This window comes from Actinoplanes sp. NPDC023801, assembly GCF_040639655.1.
Classification (GTDB): domain Bacteria; phylum Actinomycetota; class Actinomycetes; order Mycobacteriales; family Micromonosporaceae; genus Actinoplanes.
Genome location: NZ_JBFAAI010000001.1, coordinates 745615 through 768165, shown reverse-complemented (window position 1 = coordinate 768165; position 22551 = coordinate 745615). Strand labels below are relative to the sequence as shown.

The 22551-nt window shown below is 70.3% G+C and carries 24 protein-coding genes; 6 read left to right on the top strand and 18 right to left on the bottom strand.

The features are described from left to right. Nucleotides 1–17 precede the first annotated feature (17 nt). Both AB0G04_RS03755 and AB0G04_RS03750 read left to right on the top strand, forming a co-directional pair. Nucleotides 18–2477 carry an FtsK/SpoIIIE domain-containing protein gene (locus AB0G04_RS03755; protein WP_360975746.1) on the top strand — a complete coding sequence of 820 codons (2460 nt, stop codon included), beginning with the start codon at nucleotides 18–20 and terminating at the stop codon, nucleotides 2475–2477. Continuing rightward, the gene (locus AB0G04_RS03750) at nucleotides 2464–3216 is read left to right on the top strand and encodes a hypothetical protein (RefSeq protein WP_360975743.1); all 753 of its coding nucleotides are present in this window, start codon (nucleotides 2464–2466) and stop codon (nucleotides 3214–3216) included. The genes AB0G04_RS03755 and AB0G04_RS03750 overlap by 14 nt, the downstream gene beginning before the upstream one ends. A 286-nt stretch (nucleotides 3217–3502) precedes the next feature. On the opposite strand, the gene AB0G04_RS03745 is transcribed toward AB0G04_RS03750, so the two are convergent. Next, nucleotides 3503–4351, bottom strand: a complete 849-nt coding sequence (locus AB0G04_RS03745) for a 3-hydroxyacyl-CoA dehydrogenase family protein (protein ID WP_360975740.1) — start codon at nucleotides 4349–4351, stop codon at nucleotides 3503–3505. Nucleotides 4352–4469: 118 nt separating this feature from the next. Here AB0G04_RS03745 and AB0G04_RS03740 point away from each other — a divergent pair, with 118 nt between their 5' ends. After that, nucleotides 4470–4802 (top strand): hypothetical protein, encoded by a 333-nt coding sequence (locus AB0G04_RS03740; RefSeq protein ID WP_360975737.1) that lies wholly within the window; start codon nucleotides 4470–4472, stop codon nucleotides 4800–4802. Here the strand turns inward: AB0G04_RS03740 and murA are convergent. Continuing rightward, the gene (gene murA / locus AB0G04_RS03735; protein WP_360975734.1) at nucleotides 4799–6085 is read right to left on the bottom strand and encodes a UDP-N-acetylglucosamine 1-carboxyvinyltransferase; all 1287 of its coding nucleotides are present in this window, start codon (nucleotides 6083–6085) and stop codon (nucleotides 4799–4801) included. The two genes, AB0G04_RS03740 and murA, sit on opposite strands and share 4 nt — an antisense overlap. A gap of 41 nt (nucleotides 6086–6126) precedes the next feature. Between murA and AB0G04_RS03730 the strand changes: the two genes are divergently transcribed. Then, on the top strand, nucleotides 6127–6708 hold the full coding sequence (locus tag AB0G04_RS03730) for a cob(I)yrinic acid a,c-diamide adenosyltransferase (protein WP_360975731.1): 582 nt from the start codon (nucleotides 6127–6129) through the stop codon (nucleotides 6706–6708). Continuing rightward, nucleotides 6705–7088 carry a VOC family protein gene (locus AB0G04_RS03725; RefSeq protein ID WP_360975728.1) on the top strand — a complete coding sequence of 128 codons (384 nt, stop codon included), beginning with the start codon at nucleotides 6705–6707 and terminating at the stop codon, nucleotides 7086–7088. Before AB0G04_RS03730 ends, AB0G04_RS03725 begins: the two co-directional genes overlap by 4 nt. A 260-nt stretch (nucleotides 7089–7348) precedes the next feature. Here AB0G04_RS03725 and AB0G04_RS03720 read toward each other — a convergent pair whose 3' ends face one another. The 14 genes from AB0G04_RS03720 to glyA form a co-directional block, all read right to left on the bottom strand. After that, nucleotides 7349–8176: a PhzF family phenazine biosynthesis protein gene (locus tag AB0G04_RS03720; RefSeq protein WP_360975725.1), complete on the bottom strand. Its 828-nt coding sequence runs from the start codon at nucleotides 8174–8176 to the stop codon at nucleotides 7349–7351. Nucleotides 8177–8451: 275 nt separating this feature from the next. After that, nucleotides 8452–8919: a DUF2550 domain-containing protein gene (locus tag AB0G04_RS03715; RefSeq protein WP_360975722.1), complete on the bottom strand. Its 468-nt coding sequence runs from the start codon at nucleotides 8917–8919 to the stop codon at nucleotides 8452–8454. 8 nt (nucleotides 8920–8927) lie between these two features. Continuing rightward, complete coding sequence (locus tag AB0G04_RS03710; RefSeq protein WP_043524744.1) at nucleotides 8928–9209, bottom strand: F0F1 ATP synthase subunit epsilon; 282 nt, start codon at nucleotides 9207–9209, stop codon at nucleotides 8928–8930. A 115-nt stretch (nucleotides 9210–9324) separates the two neighbouring features. Continuing rightward, nucleotides 9325–10419: an LCP family protein gene (locus tag AB0G04_RS03705; RefSeq protein WP_360975718.1), complete on the bottom strand. Its 1095-nt coding sequence runs from the start codon at nucleotides 10417–10419 to the stop codon at nucleotides 9325–9327. 193 nt (nucleotides 10420–10612) lie between these two features. Then, nucleotides 10613–12058: a F0F1 ATP synthase subunit beta gene (gene atpD / locus AB0G04_RS03700; RefSeq protein WP_360975715.1), complete on the bottom strand. Its 1446-nt coding sequence runs from the start codon at nucleotides 12056–12058 to the stop codon at nucleotides 10613–10615. Beyond that, a complete protein-coding gene (locus AB0G04_RS03695) occupies nucleotides 12055–12990 on the bottom strand; it encodes a F0F1 ATP synthase subunit gamma (RefSeq protein ID WP_360975712.1) in 936 nt (311 codons plus the stop codon). Before AB0G04_RS03695 ends, atpD begins: the two co-directional genes overlap by 4 nt. Nucleotides 12991–12992: 2 nt before the next feature. Next, on the bottom strand, nucleotides 12993–14558 hold the full coding sequence (atpA, locus tag AB0G04_RS03690) for a F0F1 ATP synthase subunit alpha (protein WP_360975709.1): 1566 nt from the start codon (nucleotides 14556–14558) through the stop codon (nucleotides 12993–12995). Between the two features lie 75 nt (nucleotides 14559–14633). Then, nucleotides 14634–15455, bottom strand: coding sequence for a F0F1 ATP synthase subunit delta (locus AB0G04_RS03685; protein WP_360975706.1), 822 nt, complete (start codon nucleotides 15453–15455; stop codon nucleotides 14634–14636). Beyond that, nucleotides 15455–15997, bottom strand: a complete 543-nt coding sequence (locus AB0G04_RS03680) for a F0F1 ATP synthase subunit B (protein WP_360975703.1) — start codon at nucleotides 15995–15997, stop codon at nucleotides 15455–15457. Before AB0G04_RS03680 ends, AB0G04_RS03685 begins: the two co-directional genes overlap by 1 nt. Nucleotides 15998–16027: 30 nt before the next feature. Next, nucleotides 16028–16255 (bottom strand): ATP synthase F0 subunit C, encoded by a 228-nt coding sequence (locus AB0G04_RS03675; protein ID WP_360975700.1) that lies wholly within the window; start codon nucleotides 16253–16255, stop codon nucleotides 16028–16030. Between the two features lie 73 nt (nucleotides 16256–16328). Next, the gene (atpB, locus tag AB0G04_RS03670; protein WP_360976267.1) at nucleotides 16329–17114 is read right to left on the bottom strand and encodes a F0F1 ATP synthase subunit A; all 786 of its coding nucleotides are present in this window, start codon (nucleotides 17112–17114) and stop codon (nucleotides 16329–16331) included. A 15-nt stretch (nucleotides 17115–17129) separates the two neighbouring features. Continuing rightward, nucleotides 17130–17291: an AtpZ/AtpI family protein gene (locus AB0G04_RS03665; RefSeq protein ID WP_360975697.1), complete on the bottom strand. Its 162-nt coding sequence runs from the start codon at nucleotides 17289–17291 to the stop codon at nucleotides 17130–17132. 285 nt (nucleotides 17292–17576) lie between these two features. Beyond that, complete coding sequence (locus tag AB0G04_RS03660) at nucleotides 17577–17993, bottom strand: hypothetical protein (protein WP_360975694.1); 417 nt, start codon at nucleotides 17991–17993, stop codon at nucleotides 17577–17579. A gap of 162 nt (nucleotides 17994–18155) precedes the next feature. Beyond that, entirely contained in the window at nucleotides 18156–19466 is a 1311-nt protein-coding gene (gene glyA, locus AB0G04_RS03655; RefSeq protein WP_360975691.1) for a serine hydroxymethyltransferase, read from the bottom strand. Between the two features lie 52 nt (nucleotides 19467–19518). On the opposite strand from glyA, the gene AB0G04_RS03650 reads away from it, so the two are divergent. After that, a complete protein-coding gene (locus AB0G04_RS03650; protein ID WP_360975688.1) occupies nucleotides 19519–20982 on the top strand; it encodes an SDR family oxidoreductase in 1464 nt (487 codons plus the stop codon). On the opposite strand, the gene AB0G04_RS03645 is transcribed toward AB0G04_RS03650, so the two are convergent. Continuing rightward, complete coding sequence (locus tag AB0G04_RS03645) at nucleotides 20965–21963, bottom strand: L-threonylcarbamoyladenylate synthase (protein ID WP_360975685.1); 999 nt, start codon at nucleotides 21961–21963, stop codon at nucleotides 20965–20967. The genes AB0G04_RS03650 and AB0G04_RS03645 overlap by 18 nt on opposite strands. Further along, nucleotides 21960–22550: a phosphotyrosine protein phosphatase gene (locus tag AB0G04_RS03640; protein WP_360975682.1), complete on the bottom strand. Its 591-nt coding sequence runs from the start codon at nucleotides 22548–22550 to the stop codon at nucleotides 21960–21962. Before AB0G04_RS03640 ends, AB0G04_RS03645 begins: the two co-directional genes overlap by 4 nt. Nucleotide 22551: the final 1 nt, after the last annotated feature.

Genomic DNA, 22551 nt, shown 5'->3' with positions numbered 1-22551 from the left:
GGTTAATATCCCCAAACATGAGCCACCGCAAGGCGCTGGTCGCCGCGGTCCGGCAGGAACTCGCCGAGGCCCGCGGCACCGCCCGCGCCGTCCTCGCCGCCGCCGAGTCGGCACGGGGCGAGGCACAGCACCGGCGGCGGCTGGTGCGAGACGCCTACGCCACCTGCCTCAGCCAGCTGGTGTCCGCCCGCGAGACCGCCCGCCAGGACATCCAGCAGCGCTACCAGGGTGAGGCCACCCGGCTCGCCGGGCACCTGCGCGGCCTCGCCACGATCAGCGCGGCCGGAGCAGCCGGAGCACCGTGGCGGCTCTGGGCACCGAGCGAACCCGAGCCGGGCCGCCCGCCGGGCATGCTGCGGATCGGCACCATCAGGTTCGACGAGACCGCCGCCCTGCCCGCGCTCATCCCCCTGCTCGACCGTGCTCACCTGCACCTGAGCGGGCCCACCGCAACCGTCGACGAGGTGATCACCGGGTTGCTGCTGCGCGCCCTGGGCAGCACCCGGCCGGGCGAGGTGGAACTGATCGTCTACGACCCGCAGCGACGGGGCACATTCGGACAGCTCCGGCCACGGTTCGTCGGGCCGGACGGGTTCGCGGCACTGCTCGAGGAACTCTGCCGACCCGCCGGCGAGGAGTGGCGGCTTGCCGTCCTGCTCGCCGACCCGGCCACCGCCGACGAACTGACCCGAGTGCAGCGGGCACAACTGGACCGGATCACGCGTACCGGGGTGAACCTCGGGGTGCACCTGGTGGTCCGCGGCCTGGACCTGCCGGACGACCCGGCCGTCGAGCGGATCGTGATCCGGGACCGGGTCGCCACGATCGGCTCGCTCGGCCGGCTCGACGTACAGCTCGACCCGCCGCCGCCGGCCCCGCTCTGCCGGGACGTGGCCGACCGCCTGCGGCAGGGCCCGCCACCGGCCCGGCTCGCCGACCTGGAACCGGCCCGGCTCTGGGACGAATCCTCCCGGTACGGACTGTCCGTCCCCATCGGCGACAGCACCGACGGCGCACTCGTCGACGTCCGGCTCGGTGACGACCCCCCGCACGCGCTGATCGGTGGGCCGCCCGGCTCCGGCAAGACCAACCTGATCTACACCTGGCTGGGTTCGCTGGCGACCCGGTACGGCCCCGCCGACCTGGCCCTGTACCTGCTCGACTTCAAGGGCGGCGGTTCGTTCTCCCGATACGCGCCCGGCCCCCGCGACCCGAGCTGGCTGCCACAGGTCCGCCTCGCCGGGATCAACGTCCGTGACGACCGGGAGTTCGGCCTGGCCGTGCTCCGCCACCTCGGCGAGGAACTGCGCGGCCGGACCGCCCGCCGCGAGGACCTCGGCGACCGCCAGCGGATCGTCGCCGTCATCGACGAGTTCCCGGTACTGCTCGACGGCCGGGACGCGATCGCCGACGAGGCCGTGGACCTGCTCGAGGACCTGGCCAGGCGCGGCCGCTCGCACGGCATCCACCTGATCCTGGCGACCGGCGACACGGCCGCGATCCAGACCCTGTGGGGCCGGCCCGGCCTGATCGCCCCGTTCACGCTGCGGATCGCCCTGCCGAAGGCGGCACGGATCCTGGCCGACGACAACCTGGCCGCCTCGGTCATCCCCCGCCACCACGCGGTCGTCAACACCGAGTCCGGGCTGGCCGGCGCCAACCGGGTGGTCCGGCTGCCGGACGCCGGCGACCCGGCCACCTGGCGGGCCACCCAGCGGCGGCTGTGGCGGGCCCGGCCGGTCGGCTGCGAGGAGCCGCGCCTGTTCGACGGAAACGCGGTGCCCCGGCTGCCGTCCGTGTACCGGCCGTCCGGCCGGGTGCCGTCCGCCGACGCCCCGGTCGGCTCGTCGCCCGGTGCGGTGCTCGGTGAACGGATCGACGTGTCGGCCCGCCCCGCCCGCCTGCGGCTCGGCCGGATGCCCGGCCGCAACCTGGCGGTCCTCGGCACCCGCGCCGAGGAGGCGTGCGACATCCTCGCGGCCGCCGCGCTGTCACTGGCCGCACAGGGTCCGGCGCACTTCAGCATCGTCTGCCTGGACCCCGGCACCGAACGGGCCGCCGCCCGGCTGGTCGCCGAACTACCCGCCGCGGACTGGTACGACGCCTCCGACGTGCACTTCGACCCGCAGGCCTCCGACGTCCCCCGCTACGTGATCGGCTACGGCCTCGACTCGGCCGGGCCGCCGCACCGCCCCGCACTGCGCGCACTGCTCGACAACGGCCCGTCCCGGCGGGTGCACGTGCTCGGCTGGTGGCGGACGGTCAGCCGGCTCCGCGACGACCTGGCCGGACGGTTCGACCCGATCGGCGCGTGGGTCGCCCTCGACGTGCACGGCGCCGAACTGGCCGCCCTCTATCCGCAGCCCGGCGGCCCGATCTGGCGCCCCCGGCCACGACGGGCCCTGTTCTTCGACCGGTCGGTCCACCGCACACCCGAAGTGATCATCCCGTACGAGGTGAACAGTGACCACACATGACCGGCAGCCCCTGGGCCGCGACTACCAGCTGATGGTGAGCGCGCTCGCCGATGTGACCCGCCGCCGCGACGCCGACCTCGACGACGCCGAACGGGCCTATCAGGACAGTGCCACCCGAGCGGCCGGCGAACTGGCCCGCGCCGAGGGCGAGGCCCTGGCCGCCGACCGCTGGGCGGGAGCCGCGGCCGCCCAGGTGCTCGACGTCGACCGGGAGGCCGCCCGCCTCTGGGACCAGCTGCGCCGCGCCCGCGGACTACGGGTCCGTGCCCTCGGTGAGCTCCCCGACCCGGCTCCCGTCGAAGCAATGCCCCGGGTCGCTCTCCAGCGGCGTCCCGAACCCGGCGAGGACGTGGTGCCGGCCGGGCGGCAGTCCCCGCGGGTCCTGCTGTCCCGGGCCGCCGACCGCATCGACGTCACCGTCCGCCCGGCCGGCGCCGCCGTACCACGCTGGGCACTGCCGTTGCTTCCGCTCACCGGCGCGCTGGGCGCCTTCATCACCGGCCTGGTCGCCGCCGGCCTCGTCACCTTCGGCGACAACGCGGACTGGGGCGGCTTCCTGATCCGTGGATTCGGCTGGCTCACGTTCCTGGCCGCCCCGTCGGCCGGCGTACCGGTCGCCGCCTACCTGGTCCACAGCCGCCTGCGGGCCCGCATGGACATCGGTGGCATCGGCCTGACCCTGCTGGGCGGCATGCTCGCCGCCACACTGCTCTCGCTGTCCTTCGCCGCCACCCGCTGACCCCCACCCACCCTCACCCCCGGCCGGCCCTCACCGCCGTCTCAAAGCGGGTGAGACAACGGCCCGAGCAGCCGTGGGGTGTCGGGCTGCGGGGGTCCGGCTGATCGGCTCAGGCGGGGCGGGATCGGGGACCGCGGCAGCCGCCGGAGGCGGGGTTCGGCGAGTGGTGCGGTTGCGGGGAGTTTGGCCCGTACCAAAAAGGTTGGCCCGTACCGGAAGAGAAATGCCGGGCCCGCAGAGCGGAACCCGGCACGCCACGTCGCGAAGGGATCAGGTCGCGAAGGGATCAGTAGGAGTAGAAGCCCTTGCCGGTCTTGCGGCCCAGGTCGCCGGCCTGGACCATGCGCTGCAGCAGCTCCGGCGGGAAGAACTTCTCGTCGGCGGTGTCGCGGTAGATGTTCCCGGCCGCGTTCAGCATCACGTCGAGGCCGGTCAGGTCGACGGTGGCGAGCGGGCCCATGGCGTGGCCGAAGCCGAGCTTCATGACGGTGTCGAGGTCGGCGGCCGAGACCACACCGGACTCGACCAGCTTGATGGCCTCGACGAGGATCGCGGAGAAGAGGCGGTTGGAGACGAAGCCGGCGACGTCGCGCTTGACCTCGACACAGGTCTTGCCGACCTCTTCGGCGTAGTTGCGGGCGGCCGTCAGGGTCTCGTCGGAGGTCTGGTATCCGCGCACCAGTTCGACGAGCTTCATCATCGGGACCGGCGAGAAGAAGTGGATGCCGACGACCGACTCGGGGCGGCTGGTGACCGTGGCGATCTGGGTGATCGGGATGGCCGAGGTGTTGGTGCCGAGGATCGCGCCCGACTTGCAGATCTTGTCGAGTGCCTTGAAGACCTCGTGCTTGGCCTCGACCTTCTCGTAGATGGCCTCGACCACGATGTCGGCGTCGGCGGCCGCTTCCAGATCGGTGGTCGGGTTGATGCGGGCGAGGGTCGCTTCGACGTCCGCCTCGGCGATCTTGCCCTTGGCCGCGAACCGGCTCAGCGAGTCCCTGATCGCCGACATGCCACGGTTGAGCGAGGCGTCGTCGACGTCGCGCATGGTGACCTGCCAGCCGGCCTGTGCCGAGACCTGCGCGATGCCGGAGCCCATCAGTCCGGAACCGATGACCGCGAGACGACCTGCCATGATCCACTCCTTAGTCCGAGGCCGTCAGTTTAGCGGCGATCCTTAACGGAAGTTCAGCCCGGTTCCCGATCGGGGCGAATCGCCGGAAAACGCGCGCCCACGGTGCCAGACTGTGCACATGGCCACGAGCGACGGCTGGTACCTCATCGGACCGCTGATCGCCGTCGGTCTGGTCGGTTTCCTCGGCGCCGTGTTCTGGCGGATGGGCCTGCAACCCACCGGCGCCGAGACCGCTCCCGACGGGCTGGCGATCTTCGGCGATCCGGACGACTACGGCCTGCTCTGGCCGGCCGCCGTCACCGACGCGCCGGAGGTGGCCGACGAGATCAGGCGGCTGCTGTCCGAGGCGGGCATCCGTGCCACCAAGGCGATCCGGCGCGACGGCCGGGTCAGTGTGCTGGTCTTCTCCGAAGAGGTGGAGGAGGCGCGGCGCCTGGTCGCGTCCTTCTAGAAGTCGAAGGTCGGCTCGGGTACGTCCGTGCGCTCCACCTCGACGCCGAGATTCTCCAGGTCGGAGACGAAGTCCGGGTACCCACGGTCGATGTGGTGCACCTCGCCGACCTCGGTCACCCCGTCCGCGCAGAGGCCGGCGATGACCAGGCCCGCCCCGGCCCGGATGTCGGTGGCCCGCACCGGGGCGCCGGAGAGCCGGTCCCGCCCGTTGACGACCGCGTGGTGCCCATCGGTACGGATGTCGGCGCCCAGGCGCACCATCTCGTTCACGAACATGAACCGGCCGTCGAAGATGTTCTCGGTGATCAGCGACGAGCCCTCGGCGACCGCGGCGAGACCCAGCGCCATCGGCAGCAGGTCGGTCGCGAACCCCGGGTAGGGCAGCGTCACGATGTCGACACCGCGCGGCCGGTCGGCCATCCGTACCCGGAAACGGTTGTCGCCCGGCTCCACCACGGCGCCCGCCGTCACCAGCTTGTCCAGGGCGATGTCCAGGAATTCCGGCCGCACCCCGTGCACGGTCACGTCGCCACGGGTCATCACCGAGGCGTACGCCCAGGTGCCGCCGACGATCCGGTCGCCGATCGTCTCGTGGCGCACCGGGTTCAGCGCCTCGACACCCTCGACGATCAGCGTGGACGAGCCGGCTCCCTCGATCTTCGCGCCCATCTCGACGAGCATGTTGCAGATGTCGACGATCTCCGGCTCCCGGGCCGCGTTGTCGATCTCGGTGACGCCCTTGGCGAGCACCGCGGCCATCAGGATGTTCTCGGTCGCGCCGACGCTCGGGAAGTCCAGCCAGATCTTCGCGCCGTGCAGTCCGCCCGGCGCCGAGGCGATCACGAAACCGTGCTCGCCGGAGATCTCCGCACCCATCCGGGCCAGGCCGGACACGTGCATGTCCAGGCCGCGCGACCCGATCATGTCGCCACCGGGCAGCGCCACCCGCACGTAGCCGCGACGGGCCAGCAGCGGCCCCAGCACACAGATCGACGCGCGCAGCCGCCGGACGAGGTCGTAGTCCGCCTCGCTGCCCGGCTCGGCGGGCACGTCGATGACCGCCTCGGTGCCGTCGAGCGTGACGTCGCAGCCCAGCCGCCGCAGCACCTCGGCCATGATGGCTATGTCGGTGATCCGGGGGACGTTCGACACGACGCTGCGGCCCTCGGCCAGCAACGCGACAGCCATCAGCTTGAGCGCCGAGTTCTTCGCGCCGCCCACCGTGACGTCGCCGGCGAGACGCGCCCCGCCCTTAACCCTGATCACATCCACGCGGGCCATCGTATGGGCCGCTGCCCACCTCCGCCTCGTAGGGTGGGGCCATGGCTGTGCATCTCACCCGTATCTACACCCGGACCGGCGACGCCGGCCAGACCCGACTGGTCAACAACGAGGTCGCGCCGAAAACCGCACCGCGGATCGCCGCCTACGCGGACGCCGACGAGTGCAACGCGGCGCTGGGTACCGCCCTGGCGCTCGGCGAGCTGCCCGACGACGTGCGGGCGGTGCTCGCCGCCATCCAGAACGACCTCTTCGACCTCGGCGCCGACCTGGGCAACCCGCTGAGCGACGAACCTCCGCCCTACCCGCCGCTGCGCATCACCGAGGCGTACGTGACCAGGCTCGAAGGCTGGTGCGACGAGTTCAACGAGCGGCTGGCCCCGCTGGACAGTTTCATCCTCCCGGGCGGCACCCCGGGCGCGGCCCTGCTGCACGTGGCCCGCACGGTGGCCCGCCGCGCCGAGCGGACCGCGTGGGCCCTGTACGAACTCGAGGCCGACCGCACGTCGGTGCTCCCCGCCAAGTACCTCAACCGCCTGTCCGACCTGCTCTTCATCCTGTCCCGCGTCGCCAACCCGTCCGGCGACGTGAAATGGGTACCGGGCGGCGCCAACCCCCGGTGATCCACCACATCGAGCTGTGGGTGCCCGATCTGGCCGGAGCTCTGCACCCGTGGGGCTGGCTGCTCGGCGAACTCGGCTGGACGCCGTTCCAGGAGTGGCCGGCCGGTCGCTCCTGGCGGCACGGTGGTCTCTATCTGGTGCTGGAGCAGTCACCCGCCCTCTCCGGCACGGTCCACGACCGGCTCGCCCCGGGCCTCAACCACCTGGCCTTCACGGCCGGACCGGCCTCCGCCGTGGACCGCCTCGCCGAGGCCGCCCCGGCACACGGGTGGTCCCCGCTGTTCGCCGACCGGTACCCGCACGCCGGCGGCCCCGGCTGCTATGCCGCCTACCTCGAGGACGCCTGGGGCTACGAGGCCGAACTGGTGGCCGAGTCCTGACCCGGCCCATCCGCGGCTCACCGCGTGCGACGGGCGTCGGCCGGGTCGCCGGTCACTCTCACCGTCAACCCCCCGCTTCGGTACGGTCCGAACCGCCCACAACCGCAACCACCCCGACCCGTGGCCGCACCGCGACGCAGGCGGTCCTCCAGCCACCACGCGGCCGCCGGGCTCATGCGACGGCGCCAACCCCAGGCTGGCACGCACCGCTTCCTCGAGCGGGCTGAGACAACGGTAAGTGCCAGCCTTGGGTGGGGCGGCTAGGGCAGGAACTCGCCGTCGATGGTGGTCACGGCGTAGCCGGACAGGTGGGTCCGGTCCCCGTGCAGCGACACCCGGACCAGACCGCCCCGCGGCGACGCCTGGTAGCCGGTCAGCTCGGTCCGGCCGAGCCGCTCCGCCCAGAACGGGGTCAGCGCGGTGTGCGCGCTTCCGGTGACGGGGTCCTCGTCGACACCGACGGCCGGCCCGAAGAAGCGGGACACGAAGTCGTACCCGGAGGTCGCGTCCCCGGCCGCCGCCGTGACGATGACGCCGCGCCGCGTCAGCCGGCCGACCGCCCGCAGGTCGGGGGTGAGGGCCCGTACCGTCTTCTCGTCGGCCACCTCGAACAGCAGGTCGTCGGTGGAGGGGCCGGTGTGCAGGACCGTCCGATGGTCGATGCCGAGTGCGGCGACCAGTTCCGGGTCGGCCTCGACCGGGCTGAGCGGGGCGGTCGGGAAGTCGAGCGTGATCAGTCCACCGGCGTCGGCGGAGGCGGTCAGCACGCCGCTGAGCGTCCGGTAGCGAACAGTTCCGTCCAGCTGCCCGGTCCGGTTCAGCACGTGCGTGGTCGCGAGCGTGGCGTGGCCGCAGAGCGCCACCTCGACGAGGGGCGTGAACCAGCGCAGCGCCCAGTCCGCGGCGGGCACGTTGCCCGATTCGGCGGGGAGCCGGTGGACGAACGCTGTCTCAGCGTGGTTGACCTCGGCGGCGACGTTCCGCATCCACTCGTCGGGCGGGAACCCGTCCCCGTCGAGGACCACCACCCCCGCGGGGTTGCCGGCGAACGGGCGGTCGGTGAAGGCGTCGACGATTCTGATCCGCATACCGCCGACGTTACGAAGTCACGGCCGCCGGCACGACAGCCAATCCGGAAAGCGCGGCCGTCCCGCGGCACGGCGGGCGTGTCGGCCCCTCGAACGGGCGGACGGGATGTCTGCCCTCAGTCGGGCGGGTGGGGCGTCACCCCACGGCCGAAAGGCGCCGGCCCGCAAACAGCCGGCAAGGCCTCAGCCGAGAGGCGTCAACTCTCGAACGGCCGGAAGGGCGCCGGCCCGCGAACAAGCCAGAAAGGCGTCGCCCGCGAACGGCCGGAAGAGCGTCAGCTCTCGATCGGGCGGGGGCCGAAGACCGGGCGGCCCCGGAGACTGCCCGGGTCCCGGGGTGGGCCGGCCTCGAGCCAGGAGAGGAATCCGGTCACCGTGGTCTCGGCCATGGCGATCTCCAGGTCCGTGGAGCCGGTACGGCAGCGGAGAACAACCCAGTGTCCAGGCATGGTGAGCCGCTCCGGACCGGCCGGCAGGCGGCGTTCCACGACGGTCAGTGACCGGCGGTCGAGAACGCGTTTCGGACGGATCCCCAGGCTGAACATGCGGTGGAAGCGCAACTCGTCGCCGACGAACTGGCCGACTCCGGTGGACCAGCCACGGCCGGGCACCATGGTGCTGATGCGGACCTGAAGGCGAATGGTTCCGCCGCCGAGCATGAGTAGCCGGCGGCGGAAGAAGATCGCGAACAGCAGTGCGAGCAGCGCGACGACGCAGATTCCGGCGATTTCCAGAACCCGCATCGCGGGGGTCAGTGGGACTCGGGCGTGGCAGGCGTCGCGCTCTCGGCGAGCACCGTGACGCCGTTCGCGTCGATCGAGAGGAACCCACCGGCGACGTCGTAGGTGAGCTGCTCGCCACCGGCGAGTTTCACGCGCACCTGGGACGGCTCCTTCAGCAGGCCGAGCAGCGGCGAGTGACCGGGCAGCACACCGATCTCACCCTCGGTGGTGCGCGCAACGAGCATCTCGGCCTCGCCGGCCCAGACCTTCTCCTCGACCGCGACGACCTCGACGTGCAGCTGGTTGGCCACGCTGTTCCCCTCAGGTACTACGGATCCCTCAGGTACTACGGATCCCTCAGATGCTTCGAACCGAACGAGTGAAGTCTAATCGGCGGCGAACGTCGACGTGGTACGGGGTACCGACCTAGCTCTCCCCGGCGACGTATTCCGGGTTGTCGAGCAGGAACGCCGCGACCCGATCCTCCTCGACCGCTCGGAAGAAGTCGGCAGCGGTGGGGTCGAGTTGCTCGCCGAGGTACTGCCCGCCGGCGTAGAGGCCGCCACCGGGCAGTTTGACCAGCGTCATGTCGTCGGTGTCGAGGTCTTTCAGGGCCAGGCCCCAGTCGATGATGCTGTTGCCGCCGCCGTCGAAGGTGAGCGAGTCCCCGGCCGCGTCGAGCACGCCGAGCAGCTTGCCCGGGTCGGTCACGACGTCCTTGCTCATCGCCTGCTCGGCCATGGCCTTGATGAACTGCTGCTGGTGCCGCTGCCGGTCGTAGTCGCCGTTGGGCAGCCCGTACCGCTGGCGGACGTAGTCGAGCGCCTCCCACGCCTGCAGGTGGTAGGTGCCCTTCTTGTAGACCTTCTGCGGACCGGTGTACGGGTGTTCGCAGCCACCGCCCGCACAGCCCGCACTCTTCGGCCGGGCCTTGCCGTTCGGCTGCAGGTGCTCGGACTTCACGGTCTGGTCGATCGTCATGGTGACGCCGCCCATGGCCTCGACGATCCTCTTGAAGCCGCCGAAGTTGACGATGGCACCGGCGTCGAACTCGTCGATGCCGGTGAAGCCGCTGACCGTCTCGGCGAGCAACTGGAAGCCCTGCTTGACGTCGTGCGTGCCGTTGCCGGTGTCACTCCCGTACGACATCGCGGAATTGATCTTCGCAGTGGTGCCGGTGAAGCCGGTCCTGGCGAAGGCCGGGATCTGGACGTAGAGGTCGCGAGGGATGCTGAAGAGGAAGACCCGGTCCATGTCGGCCGGCACGTGCGCCACGATGATCGAGTCGGACCGCGGGGCCTGCGAGTCGTCGCGCGGGTCGATGCCGGCGAGCAGGATGTTGAGCGGCCCCTTGATGTCGTCGGCATCCCGGGCGGCACCCGACGCGGGATCGCCGATGAGGCTGCCGCCGGCGTCGACCGAACCGGTGTACCTCGCGATGAGCGTCTGGCCGGCGACCAGGGCACCCCCGCTGGAGACCATGAGCACGCAGCCGAAGGCGGCGCTGAGTCTCGCCCACATGGGCGCGCGGCGACGTTTCCTCGAAGACTGTGGCACGCGATTCCCAACTCTGCCGGGCCGCCGAGGTAGCGGGCAGCCACCGGTCTAGCGAATGCGCGGCCAAGCGTACCCACGTTGAGCTGCAGAAATCCCGGAAATACGAAAGCCGCGCCGGTTCGCACCGGCGCGGCTCCCGTGTCGGAACTGACGAACGTCAGCCCTTCATCAGCTCGTGCGCGTTCTTCTCGAGGTCCTCGAGGCCACCGCACATGAAGAAGGCCTGCTCCGGGAAGTTGTCGTACTCACCCTCGGCGATCTTCTTGAACGCCTCGATGGTCTCCTTCAGCGGGACCGTCGAGCCGGGGACACCGGTGAACTGCTCCGCCGCGTACGTGTTCTGCGACAGGAACCGCTCGATGCGGCGCGCCCGCTGCACCGTGACCTTGTCCTCCTCGGAGAGCTCGTCCATACCGAGGATGGCGATGATGTCCTGCAGGTCCTTGTACTTCTGCAGGATCCGCTGCACCTCGCGGGCGACCGCGTAGTGCTCGGCACCGACGAACTCGGGGGCGAGGATCCGCGAGCTGGAGGCCAGCGGGTCCACGGCCGGGTAGATGCCCTTGTCGGAGATCGACCGCTCGAGGTTGGTGGTCGCGTCCAGGTGGGCGAAGGTGGTGGCCGGCGCCGGGTCGGTGTAGTCGTCGGCGGGCACGTAGATCGCCTGCAGCGAGGTGATCGCCTTGCCACGGACCGAGGTGATCCGCTCCTGGAGCTCGCCCATCTCGTCGGCCAGGGTGGGCTGGTAACCCACGGCGGACGGCATACGGCCGAGCAGGGTGGAGACCTCGGAACCGGCCTGGGTGAACCGGAAGATGTTGTCGATGAAGAGCAGCACCTCCTGGTTCTGGACGTCACGGAAGTACTCCGCCATGGTCAGAGCGGTCAGGGCGACCCGCAGACGGGTGCCCGGCGGCTCGTCCATCTGGCCGAAGACCAGCGCGGTCTTGTCCAGAACGCCACCCTCGTCCATTTCCAGGATGAGGTCGTTGCCCTCACGGGTGCGCTCGCCGACGCCGGCGAACACGGAGGTACCACCGAAGTTACGGGCAACGCGGATGATCATCTCCTGGATGAGCACCGTCTTGCCCACGCCCGCGCCGCCGAACAGGCCGATCTTGCCACCACGCACGTACGGCGCGAGCAGGTCGAGCACCTTGATGCCGGTCTCCAGCATCTCGGTCTTCGGCTCGAGGTCCGCGAACGCCGGGGGCTTGCGGTGGATCGACCAGCGCTCGGTGATGTTCAGCGTCGACGGGTCGACGTTGAGCACCTCGCCGAGGGCGTTGAACACGTGGCCCTTGGTCACGTCACCGACGGGCACCGAGATCGGCGCGCCGGTGTCGGTGACCGCCGAGCCACGGACCAGGCCGTCGGTCGGCTGCATCGAGATGGCACGGAGCAGGTTGTCACCCAGGTGCTGGGCGACCTCCATGGTCAGCTTCTTCGTGCCGCCGGAGAGGGTGACCTCCACGTGCAGCGCGTTGAAGATCGCGGGCATGGAACCGCGGGGGAACTCGACGTCGACGACCGGGCCGATGACCCGGACGACGCGGCCGACAGCGGTCTCCGCCTTAATGGGCTCAGCAGTAACAGTCATCACACATCACTTCCCGCCGCGGCCAGCGCGTTGGCGCCGCCGACGATCTCACTGATTTCCTGGGTGATCGCAGCCTGCCGCGCGGAGTTCATCTCGCGCGTGTACCGCTTGAGGAGGTCGTCGGCGTTGTCCGACGCGCTCTTCATCGCCCGCCGACGCGAGGCCGACTCGCTGGCCGCCGAGTCCAGCAACGCCGCGTAGATCCGCGTGTTGAGGTACTTCGGCAGCAGCGCGTCGAGCAGCTCGTCGGCGTCCGGCTCGAACTCGTACGCCGCGCGCGGCTCGGAGGACTTCTCCTCCGACTGCGCCTCGACCTGCACGGGTGCGAGCGGTTTCGCGTTGGCGTTCTGCGTCATCAGGGACTTGAACTCGGTGCTCACGAGGTGCAGCTCGTCCACGCCCGCGATGCTCTCCGGACCGAAGCTGCCCTCGGTCTCGGAACCGGCCGCGAATCCCTCGATCAACGCGTCGCCGATCCTCTTGGCGTCCGCGAACGACGGACGCTCGGAGAACCCGGTCCAGCTGGCGGCGATGTCCCGTCCGCGGAACCGGTAGTAGCCGACGCCCTTGCGGCCGACGATGTACAGCGCCACCTCCTTGCCCTCCGACTTCAGCTGAGCGATCAGCTGCTCGGCGGTCCGGATGGCGTTGGCGTTGTAGGCGCCGGCCAGGCCCCGGTCACTGGTGATCAGCAGGACCCCCGCCCGCTGGACGCGCTCACGCGCGACCAGCAGCGGGTTGTCGACGGAGGCGTTCGACGCCAGCGCGCCGAGCACCTTGGTGATCGCCAGCGAGTACGGCCGGGAAGCGTTGACCCGTTCCTGAGCCTTCGCGATCCGGCTGGTGGCGACCAGCTCCTGCGCCTTGGTGATCTTCTTGGTCGACTTGACGGTGCGGATGCGCCGACGCAGCGCCTGTACCTGACCGGCGGCCATGCCTAGTTACCGCTTTCGCCGGTCGCGCTGCCCTGGAACGACTTCTTGAACTCGACGACGCCGGCCTTGAGGCTCTCGATGTTGTCGTCGCTCAGCAGGTTCGTCGACTCGATCGAGGTGTAGACCTCGCTGTTGTGCTGCCTGAACCACTGCAGGAACTCCTGCTCGAAGCGGCGCACGTCAGCGACGGCCACGTCGTCGAGCTGCCCGGTCGTGCCGGCCCAGATCGTGATGACCTGGTCGACGGTCGAGTACGGCGAGTACTGCGGCTGCTTGAGCAGCTCGACCAGGCGGATGCCCTTCTCGAGCTGGGCACGCGACGCGCGGTCCAGGTCGGAGGCGAAGGCCGAGAAGGCCTCCAGCTCACGGAACTGGGCCAGGTCGAGACGCAGACGGCCGGAGACCGTACGCATCGCCTTGACCTGCGCCGAACCACCCACGCGGGACACCGAGGTGCCGACGTTGATGGCGGGACGCACACCCGAGGCGAACAGGTCGGACTCGAGGAAGATCTGACCGTCGGTGATCGAGATCACGTTGGTCGGGATGTACGCCGAGATGTCGTTGGCCTTGGTCTCGATGATCGGAAGACCGGTCATCGAGCCGCCACCCAGCTCGTTGGAGAGCTTGGCGCAGCGCTCCAGCAGGCGGGAGTGCAGGTAGAAGACGTCACCCGGGTACGCCTCGCGGCCCGGCGGGCGGCGCAGCAGCAGCGACACGGCGCGGTAGGCCTCGGCCTGCTTCGTCAGGTCGTCGAAGACGATCAGGACGTGCTTGCCGTTGTACATCCAGTGCTGTCCGATGGACGAACCGGTGTACGGGGCGATGTACTTGAAGCCGGCCGGGTCGGACGCCGGAGCCGCGACGATCGTCGTGTACTGCAGCGCGCCCTGGGCCTCCAGGGTGCCCCGGATGCTGGCGATGGTGGAGGCCTTCTGGCCGATCGCCACGTAGATGCAGCGCACCTGCTTCTCCGGGTCGCCGGAGTCCCAGTTCGCCTTCTGGTTGATGATCGTGTCGATCGCGACCGTGGTCTTACCGGTCTTGCGGTCACCGATGATCAGCTGGCGCTGGCCACGGCCGATCGGCGTCATGGCGTCGATCGCCTTGATACCGGTCTGCAGCGGCTGCTTCACCGGCTGCCGGGCCATCACGTTCGGCGCCTGCAGCTCCAGCTCGCGGAAGCCTTCGTTGGCGATCTCGCCGTGCCCGTCGATCGGGTTACCGAGCGCGTCGACCACGCGGCCCAGGAAGGCGTCGCCCACCGGGACGGAGAGGACACGGCCGGTGCGCTTGACCGGCTGGCCCTCCTCGATCTTCGCGAAGTCACCCAGGATCACGGCGCCGATCTCGCGGACGTCGAGGTTCAGGGCGACACCAAGGGTGCCGTCGGCGAATTCCAGCAGTTCGTTCGCCATCGTCGAGGGGAGACCCTCGACGTGTGCGATGCCGTCGCCCGCGTCGGAGACGATGCCGACCTCTTCACGGGTGAGGTCGGTCGTAGCGGACGAGACGTAGCGCTCTAGCGCCCCCCGGATCTCGTCCGAGGAGATGGTCAGCTCGGCCATCCTCTGCCTTCTCTGTCTAGCTCGGGACGTCACCGCCGCCGAGGGGGCTTCTCGATGGAAATCGAGGGGAAAAGACTATTTAGCGAACGCCTGCTTGGCTGCGTTCAGCTTCCGCAGAACCGTGCCGTCGTAGAGGTCGGACCCGACCCGGACGCTGACCCCACCGAGAACGGCGGGCTCGACGTCCACCTTCAGCGACACCTCGCGGCCGTAGACGGTGGACAGCTTCGCGGCCAGCGACTGCTCCTCGGCGTCGGTGAGCGGCTTCGCAACCGTCACATACGCCACCTCGCGGTCCCGCTTCGCCGCGGTCGCCTCGACCAGCCGGGTGAGCGAGGCCTCGAAGCCACGACCACCGAAGCCGAGCAGTGCAACCTCGACGAGGCGGCCGGTGGCCACGTGCACCTTGCCCTTGAGCAAGTCCTGCACCAGCTTAACGCGGCGCTCGAACGGAGCACCGATGTCACTCAGCGTGACAGCCAGGGCGGAGTCGCCCGAGACGATCTGGCCGAACCGGAACAGCTCGTCCTCGACGTCGGCGAGCTTGCCGTCACGATCGGCCGAGGCCAGCAGCGTGTCGACACCCAGACGCTCGGTGGCGTCCAGCAGATCCGCCGGCCGCGAGAAACGGCCGGCCGCCAGAGCCGCCAGCGCGTTCACCGTGATCTCGGAGACCTTGCCGGACAGCACCGACTTGAACAGCCCGGCACGGTCGGAACCGGGCCGGGACGGGTCGGTCAGCGCCCGGCGCAGCCGGGGCTGGGCCCGCAGCAGGCCGGCCACCGACAGGATCTCGTCGGCGACTGTGGCCAGCTGCGGGGCCGTGGCCGTCATGGTGTTCGCGGCGAGCTGTGCCGACGCGTCGCCGTAGGCCTCGCGGCTTACGCTCGACGTCATCAGCGCTGTCCCGCCGTGTCGAGGTCGGCGATGAAGCGCTCGACGGTGCCGCGGGTGCGGGCCTCGTCAGCGAGAGCCTCGCCGACGATCTTGCTGGCCAGGTCGACCGCAAGGGTGCCGACCTCGGAGCGGAGCTCCCGCACGATGGACTCACGCTGGGCGGACAGCTGCTCGTTGCCGGCCGCGATGATGCGGTCCGACTCCTCGCGGGCCTTCGCCAGCACGTCCTGCCGGATGCCCTCGGCGTCGGCCCGGGCCTCGTCGCGGATGCGAGCGGCTTCGGTCCGGGCCTCGGAGAGCTGAGCCTTGTACTGCTCGAGCAGCTGGTTCGCCTCGGCCTGTGCGGCCTCGGCGCGCTTGATGCCGCCCTCGATAGCGTCCACCCGCGCCTGGAACGTCTTCTCCATCTGCGGGAAGACGAACTTGATCAGCACGAAGCAGAGCACACCGAACGCGACGGAACCGACCACGATCTCCTGCCAGACAGGCACGATCGGGTTGTGCTCGGTCGCGCCCTCAGCAGCAGCGAGATAGGTGAGCATGGAGACCTCCCAACGAGGTGGAAAGGACTATCAGCCGGCCCAGATGAAACCGAACGCGATGCCGAGCAGCGCGAGCGCCTCGATCACGGCGAAGCCGATCCAGACGAACGGCAGAGTCAGGCGGGACGACTCGGGCTGGCGCGCCGTGGCCTGGATGTAGGCCGAGAAGACCAGGCCCACGCCGATGCCGGGGCCGATGGCCGCGAGGCCGTAGCCGATGGCGGCGGTGCTGCCCTCAACGGCGGCAATAAGCTCCATTACCAATTCCTCCTGGTATCTCGCGTGACTGTCACGCGGGACGACAACGGGGTGTTACGAGGTGCGGTGGTGCTCAGTGCTCGTCGGCGAGCGAGCCTTGGACGTAGCTCGCCGTCAGCACCGTGAAGACGTAGGCCTGGAGGCAGATCACCATGAACTCGAGGAAGGTGATCGCGATGGTGAGCACCCAGGACAGTACCGAGACCGGTGCGAGCAGCACGTTCGCGTTGATCATCGCGAAGCCGCCGAGCGTGAACACCAGCAGCAGCATGTGGCCCGCGAACATGTTGGCGAAGAGACGAACCGCCAGCGAGAACGGCCGGACCAGGAAGTTCGAGAAGATCTCGATCGGGACCAGCAGCGGCAGGATACCGAGCGGGGCGTTCGGGACCACGGCGTGCTTGAAGTACGCGATGCCGTGCTTCCGGATACCGACCCAGATGAACATGACGTAGCTGATCACCGCGAGCACGGCCGGGAAGGCGATGTGCGACATCGGCGAGATCTGCACGAGCGGCAGGATGCCGAAGAAGTTGTTCACCAGGATGAACATGAACAGCGTGGTCAGGTACGGCGCGAAGCGCACACCCTGCGGGCCGATCATGTCGACCGCGATGTTGTTCCGCACGAAGCCGTAGATGCTCTCGGCGAGCCACTGCTTCTTCGTGGGCACGAGCTGCGGTTTCCGGTACGACATCAGGAAGAAGACGATGATCGCCGCGACCGCCACCCAGACCAGCACCGTGATCTTGGTGAACCAGTAGCTGTTCTCCGCGCCCCACGGCAGGATGCTGGGCAGGTAGAAGTCCTCGACGCTGGGCGGGAACGCCGCCGCGAGGACCGTCGACTGACCGATCACCATGGCCCTTTCCTGTCAGGCGCCGAGACGGCGCACGATGAGGTACACACCACCGGCGACCCCGAGGACCGCGCCGATCCCGGCGAAGATGCCCGTGGTTCCGACGAAGTGGTCGACCAGCCACCCGATTCCACCCCAGACGAGAATGCCCGCGATGAGATATGACAACGCGGTCATCCCTGCGCCTGAGTCAGGCGGCTGGTTTTGACCGTTGTCATCGCGGGGAACGTGGGGAGGTTTCTGGCCGGTCATGACGGCCCGAACGATATCAGCAGGAAACACGAAGCTAAGCGGGACCCCCCGCACAACCGTAGTTGTCCAGGCGTCAGGGGTCTCGCAACTGACTGGACACGGTACTCCTGTCGCGCCAAATCGGAACACGGCACGTCCGGACAGGTCACCGGAACGTGGTGGAGTGACCGGAAATCACAACACTGACCAGGCAGTTCGAGGTGTCCTGGATCACTTCCGGGTAACGCGCAGATGGATCCACCAGGCCTGCACCCCGGTCCAGACCACCACTGCGGCGACGATGCTCCAGCCGAGCGCCTTCTTACCCTGCCAGTCGCTGGTCACCCCGAAGGCCAGCACGACTCCCAGCAATGTGTATTTCACCACATAGGTCAGCATTCCGAGGGGCATCAGCAAAGCCGGCCGTACGGTGTCCGCCCAGGCGATGACCAAGGTGGACAGGGTGTAGCTGAAGGTCACGATCAACACTCCGGCCGCCGCACCCACCGCCGCGTCCGGCCCCGCCGCGAAGAACCCCGCCGACACCGCGAACAGCAGCAACGCCATCGAGACCGCGGTCAGGACCGGGAGATGCTCGACCTTCCAGCGCGGATCACCCGAGACCGGATCCGCCGGAGCCTCACTCACCGCTCCACCCCTCACCGACAGCGCGGACGTCACCGGCCCGGTGGCCGGCGGCGTCACGCTATCACCGCGCCCGGAACGCGCCGGAATCACGTCCGCGCACCGTTAGCGCTCGTTAAGGTCCCGTTCCCGGGAATTCAACCCGGAATTCGATCCCGGCCCGATTCAGCGTATCGACGCGGAATCCACCGGCAATTCCGTGTCGAGCGGATAGGGCGGGAAGGCGCCGACGATCTCGCGCACCTCTTCGGCCACCTCGCGGAGCACCGCCTCCCCGGCCGTGGTCTCCGTGCCGTCGCGCACCACGCGGCCGATCAAGCCGGCGATCCGCCGCATCTCGCCCTCACGCATCCCCTGCGACGTGACGCTCGGCGTGCCGACCCGGACACCGGACGCCACGGCCGGGCGCTGCGGGTCGTACGGCACCGGGTTCTTGTTGAGGGCGATGCCCGCCCGCGCGCAACGCGCCTCGGCGTCGCGGCCGGTGACACCCAGCTCGCGAAGATCGAGCACCGCGAGATGGTTGTCGGTGCCACCGGTGACCGGGCGCATGCCCTCGGTCGTCAGACCGCCGGTGAGTGCCCTGGCGTTGCGGACCGTCTGGTTCGCGTACCCGCGGAAGGCCGGGGTGCCGGCTTCCCGGAACGCGACCGCCTTGGCCGCGATGGCGTGCATCATCGGACCGCCCTGCGCGAACGGGAAGACCGCCTTGTCGATGCGCTGCGCCAGGTCGCCGCGGCAGATGATCATGCCGCCGCGCGGGCCGCGGAGCGCCTTGTGGGTGGTGCCGGTGACCACGTCGGCATGCGGCACCGGTGACGGCACCGCCCGACCGGCCACCAGCCCGATGAAATGGGCCGCGTCGACCAGCAGATAGGCGCCCACCTCGTCGGCGATCCCGCGGAACCGGGCGAAGTCGATGAGCCGCGGGTACGACGTGGCCCCACAGATGATCAGCTTGGGGCGATGGGCCAGCGCCAGGTCGCGGACCTCGTCGTAGTCGATCTCCTCGGTGTCCGGCGTGACCCGGTAGGAGATCGGATGGAACCACTTCCCCGAGAAGTTGGCCCGGCTGCCGTGGGTCAGGTGACCGCCGTGCGGCAGGCCCATGGCCAGCACCACGTCACCCGGCTCGGCCAGCGCCGCGTACGCGGCCAGGTTCGCGCACGCCCCGGAATGCGGCTGCACGTTGACGTGCTCGGCGGCGAAGAGGTCCTTGGCGCGCTCCACCGCCAGCGTCTCGGCCCGGTCCACGTGCGCGCAGCCCCCGTAGTAGCGCTGCCCCGGGTAACCCTCGGCGTACTTGTTCGCCAGGGTGGAACCGAGCGCCGCGAGCACCGCCGGTGACGTGAAACTCTCGCTCGCGATCAGCTGGAGGGTGTCCCGCTGGCGGGCCACCTCGCCGACGAGCACGGCCGCGATCTCCGGATCGTCGCGTTCCAGCATTGCGAAGTCCGGCCCCCAGAAGGTGCCCACGGGAAAGAGCATATGGCTTACGACCCGCAGTTCGTGGGCACACTCTGCGGTTATGCGGTGCTTGGTGACCGGTGCGACCGGCTACATCGGGGGGCGGCTCGCCCCACGACTACTCGAAGCGGGACACGAGGTGCGATGCCTCGCACGGAGCGCGGGACGGCTCCGGGACGTTCCGTGGGCGGACCGTACCGAGATCGTCGAGGCCGACCTCTCCGACCCGGCCACGCTGCCGGCCGCGTTCGAGGGCGTCGAGGTCGCGTACTTTTTGATGCACTCGCTGGGACGGCCGGACTTCGAGCAGCTCGACCGGGAGGCGGCCCGCAACTTCGCGGCTGCGGCGCGCGCGGCGGGCGTACGCCGGATCATCTATCTCGGTGGCCCGGAACCGCCCGCCCATGAGCGGCCCTCGCCCCATCTGCGCTCCCGCGCCGAAGTGGCGCACCTCCTGCTGGACAGCGGGGTGCCGACCGTGGTGCTACGGGCGCCGGTGATCATCGGATCCGGCTCGGCGTCCTTCGAGATGCTGCGCTATCTGACCGAACGCCTGCCGGCCATGGTCACGCCGCGGTGGGTCGAGAACCGGATCCAGCCCATCGCGGTACGGGACGTGCTGCGCTACCTGATCGGCGCGGCGACGCTCCCGCCCGAGATCAGCCGCGGTTTCGACATCGGCGGCGCCGACGTGCTGACCTATCGGGAGATGATGCAGCGGTACGCCCGGGTGGCCGGACTCCCCCGCCGCGTCATCGTCCCGGTCCGCCTGCTCAGTCCGTGGCTCTCCGCGCACTGGGTCGGCCTGATCACCCCGGTGCCGAACAGCATCGCCCGCCCGCTGGTGGCCAGCCTCATCCACGAGGCGGTGGCACACGAAAACGACCTGGCCGAGCTGCTTCCCGGCTCCGAACCGCTCGGGTTCGACGAGTCGGTACGGCTGGCCCTCGGCCGGATCCGCGACGCCGAGGTGGAGACCCGCTGGTCCACCGCTGCCGGCCTGAACCCGTCGGCCGAGCCACTGCCCAGCGACCCGGACTGGTCCGGCGGAAGCATCTACGTCGACGAGCGGACCCGTCCGGTGGCCGCGCCGGCCGACCGGCTGTGGCGGGTCATCGAGGGCGTCGGCGGTGAGAACGGCTGGTACTCGTTCCCGCTGGCCTGGTCGGTGCGGGGCTGGCTGGACCGGCTGGCCGGCGGGGTCGGGCTGCGCCGCGGACGGCGCGACCGGCACCGGCTGCGCGTCGGCGAGGCACTGGACTGGTGGCGGGTCGAGGAGCTCGAGCCGGGATCGCTGCTGCGGCTGCGTGCCGAGATGCGGGTGCCGGGCCGGGCCTGGCTGGAGATGCGCGCCGAACCCGACGGCGACGGCGGGAGCGTCTACCGGCAGCGGGCCGTTTTCCTGCCGCGCGGGCTGGGCGGGCACCTGTACTGGGCGTCGGTGGTGCCGTTCCACGGGATCGTCTTCAACGGGATGGCCCGCAACATCACCCGGACCGCGGAGACGTCAGGCGGTGGCCCGTGACAGACGGTCCCGGACGGCCAGCCAGTCCTCGGTCTGCGGCGGTTCCTGGATCAGGACCGTGGCGAATCCGGCGTCGTCCAGGCGGTGCAGGGCGGCGTACAGGTCGGCGGCGTACTCCCGCGGATCGGCCGACAGGACCTCGGTGCCGGCGCTGCCCTCGAACGTCAGCGTGCCGACCGGCCCGGTGAGCCCGGACCGGTCGACCTCTGCCACGTCCTTGCAGAGGATCGCCTTCGCGCGGGGGGCGTAGTGCCGCCGGCTCATCCCCGGGGAGGGCCGCGCCACGCCGTCCAGGGTCTCCGATTCGGGCAGCGTGATCGGGCCGGCCGCGTCGCGCAGCACCCGCAGGGCGAGCGCACCCGGGCGCAGCAGCCGCGGCACATCGCCGGTCAGGTCCAGGACCGTCGACTCGATGCCCCACGAGCTCGGGCCGCCGTCCAGCACCATCGGCACCTCGGGCAGGCTGCGGACCACGTGCTCGGCAGTGGTCGGCGAGATGCCCTCGGAACGGTTCGCGCTCGGCGCGGCAAGCGGCAACCCGGAGACCCTCAGCAGGTCGAGTGCTACCGGGTGGGCCGGCACCCGGACCGCCACGGTGTCGTTGGAGGCCCCGATGCCGGGCAGATGCCGCGCCCGGCGCACCACCAGGGTGAGCGGGCCCGGCCAGAACCGGGCGGCCAGTTCCTCCGCTGTCGCCGGCCACTCCTCGGCCAGTGCACGGGCCGCGGCCAGGTCCGCGACGTGCACGATGAGCGGGTTCCAGGACGGCCGGTTCTTCAGCCGGTAGATCTCGCCGACCGCCTTCTCGTCGAAGGCGTCGGCGCCGAGGCCGTAGACGGTCTCGGTGGGGAACGCCACCACCGAACCGGACCGCAGCAGCTCGGCCGCGCGGGACAGCCCATCGGCGTCGGGCGCGGCGATGCGGTCACGCCACTGGGAGTCGATCACGGCGATCGGCATGTCGGAGGCTGCCCGGCTCACGGGAGGAGCAACGCGGCGAACGGCATCGTGGTGTCCTCGATCTCGTCGGCCACCCGGTGGAACGTCTGGTCGCCGCGCCCCCACGGGTCGTCGAGGTCGTCGGCCGGCTGTGCGGCGTCGGTGCCGCGCAGAGCGGCCACCGCCGCGACGATCGCCGTGCCGCGGGCGTGCACCGAGTCCGGCTTCGGCTCGGCCGGCGGCAGGGCGGCGGCGTCCACGGCACTCAGCAGGCGGCCGAACTCACCGAGGACGAACGTGCGGCCGGCCGCGTCGGGACGCAGCGCCACCACGTAGTCGTACTGATCGGCGGTGGCCGTGAGGATCAGGTCGGCCTCGTCGATGAAGTCGCCGCGCAGCTTGCGGGCCAGGAAGTTCTCGTCGGAGCCGCGGCGGGCGCGGACCAGCCGGGCGGCCGGCGGGTTCATCTCTTCGCCCTCGTGCCAGCCACCGGTGCCGGCGCTGACACTGCGCAGCAGCGGGCCGCCGTCGACGTCACCGGCCCGCTCGCGGACGGCCCGGGCCAGCAGGCGCTCGGCCATCGGGGAGCGGCAGATGTTGCCCATGCAGACATGCAGAACGGTGAACATC

Coding starts and splice junctions, on each gene's coding strand:
- AB0G04_RS03730 (WP_360975731.1), top strand. CDS start 6,127: ATGGCTGTGCATCTCACCCGTATCTACACCCGGACCGGCGACGCCGGC.
- AB0G04_RS03755 (WP_360975746.1), top strand. CDS start 18: ATGAGCCACCGCAAGGCGCTGGTCGCCGCGGTCCGGCAGGAACTCGCC.
- AB0G04_RS03715 (WP_360975722.1), bottom strand. CDS start 8,919: ATGCGGGTTCTGGAAATCGCCGGAATCTGCGTCGTCGCGCTGCTCGCA.
- AB0G04_RS03720 (WP_360975725.1), bottom strand. CDS start 8,176: ATGCGGATCAGAATCGTCGACGCCTTCACCGACCGCCCGTTCGCCGGC.
- murA (WP_360975734.1), bottom strand. CDS start 6,085: ATGGCCCGCGTGGATGTGATCAGGGTTAAGGGCGGGGCGCGTCTCGCC.
- AB0G04_RS03685 (WP_360975706.1), bottom strand. CDS start 15,455: ATGACGTCGAGCGTAAGCCGCGAGGCCTACGGCGACGCGTCGGCACAG.
- AB0G04_RS03650 (WP_360975688.1), top strand. CDS start 19,519: ATGCGGTGCTTGGTGACCGGTGCGACCGGCTACATCGGGGGGCGGCTC.
- AB0G04_RS03740 (WP_360975737.1), top strand. CDS start 4,470: ATGGCCACGAGCGACGGCTGGTACCTCATCGGACCGCTGATCGCCGTC.
- atpA (WP_360975709.1), bottom strand. CDS start 14,558: ATGGCCGAGCTGACCATCTCCTCGGACGAGATCCGGGGGGCGCTAGAG.
- AB0G04_RS03675 (WP_360975700.1), bottom strand. CDS start 16,255: ATGGAGCTTATTGCCGCCGTTGAGGGCAGCACCGCCGCCATCGGCTAC.
- AB0G04_RS03640 (WP_360975682.1), bottom strand. CDS start 22,550: ATGTTCACCGTTCTGCATGTCTGCATGGGCAACATCTGCCGCTCCCCG.
- AB0G04_RS03745 (WP_360975740.1), bottom strand. CDS start 4,351: ATGGCAGGTCGTCTCGCGGTCATCGGTTCCGGACTGATGGGCTCCGGC.
- AB0G04_RS03705 (WP_360975718.1), bottom strand. CDS start 10,419: ATGTGGGCGAGACTCAGCGCCGCCTTCGGCTGCGTGCTCATGGTCTCC.
- AB0G04_RS03695 (WP_360975712.1), bottom strand. CDS start 12,990: ATGGCCGCCGGTCAGGTACAGGCGCTGCGTCGGCGCATCCGCACCGTC.
- AB0G04_RS03680 (WP_360975703.1), bottom strand. CDS start 15,997: ATGCTCACCTATCTCGCTGCTGCTGAGGGCGCGACCGAGCACAACCCG.
- AB0G04_RS03665 (WP_360975697.1), bottom strand. CDS start 17,291: ATGACCGCGTTGTCATATCTCATCGCGGGCATTCTCGTCTGGGGTGGA.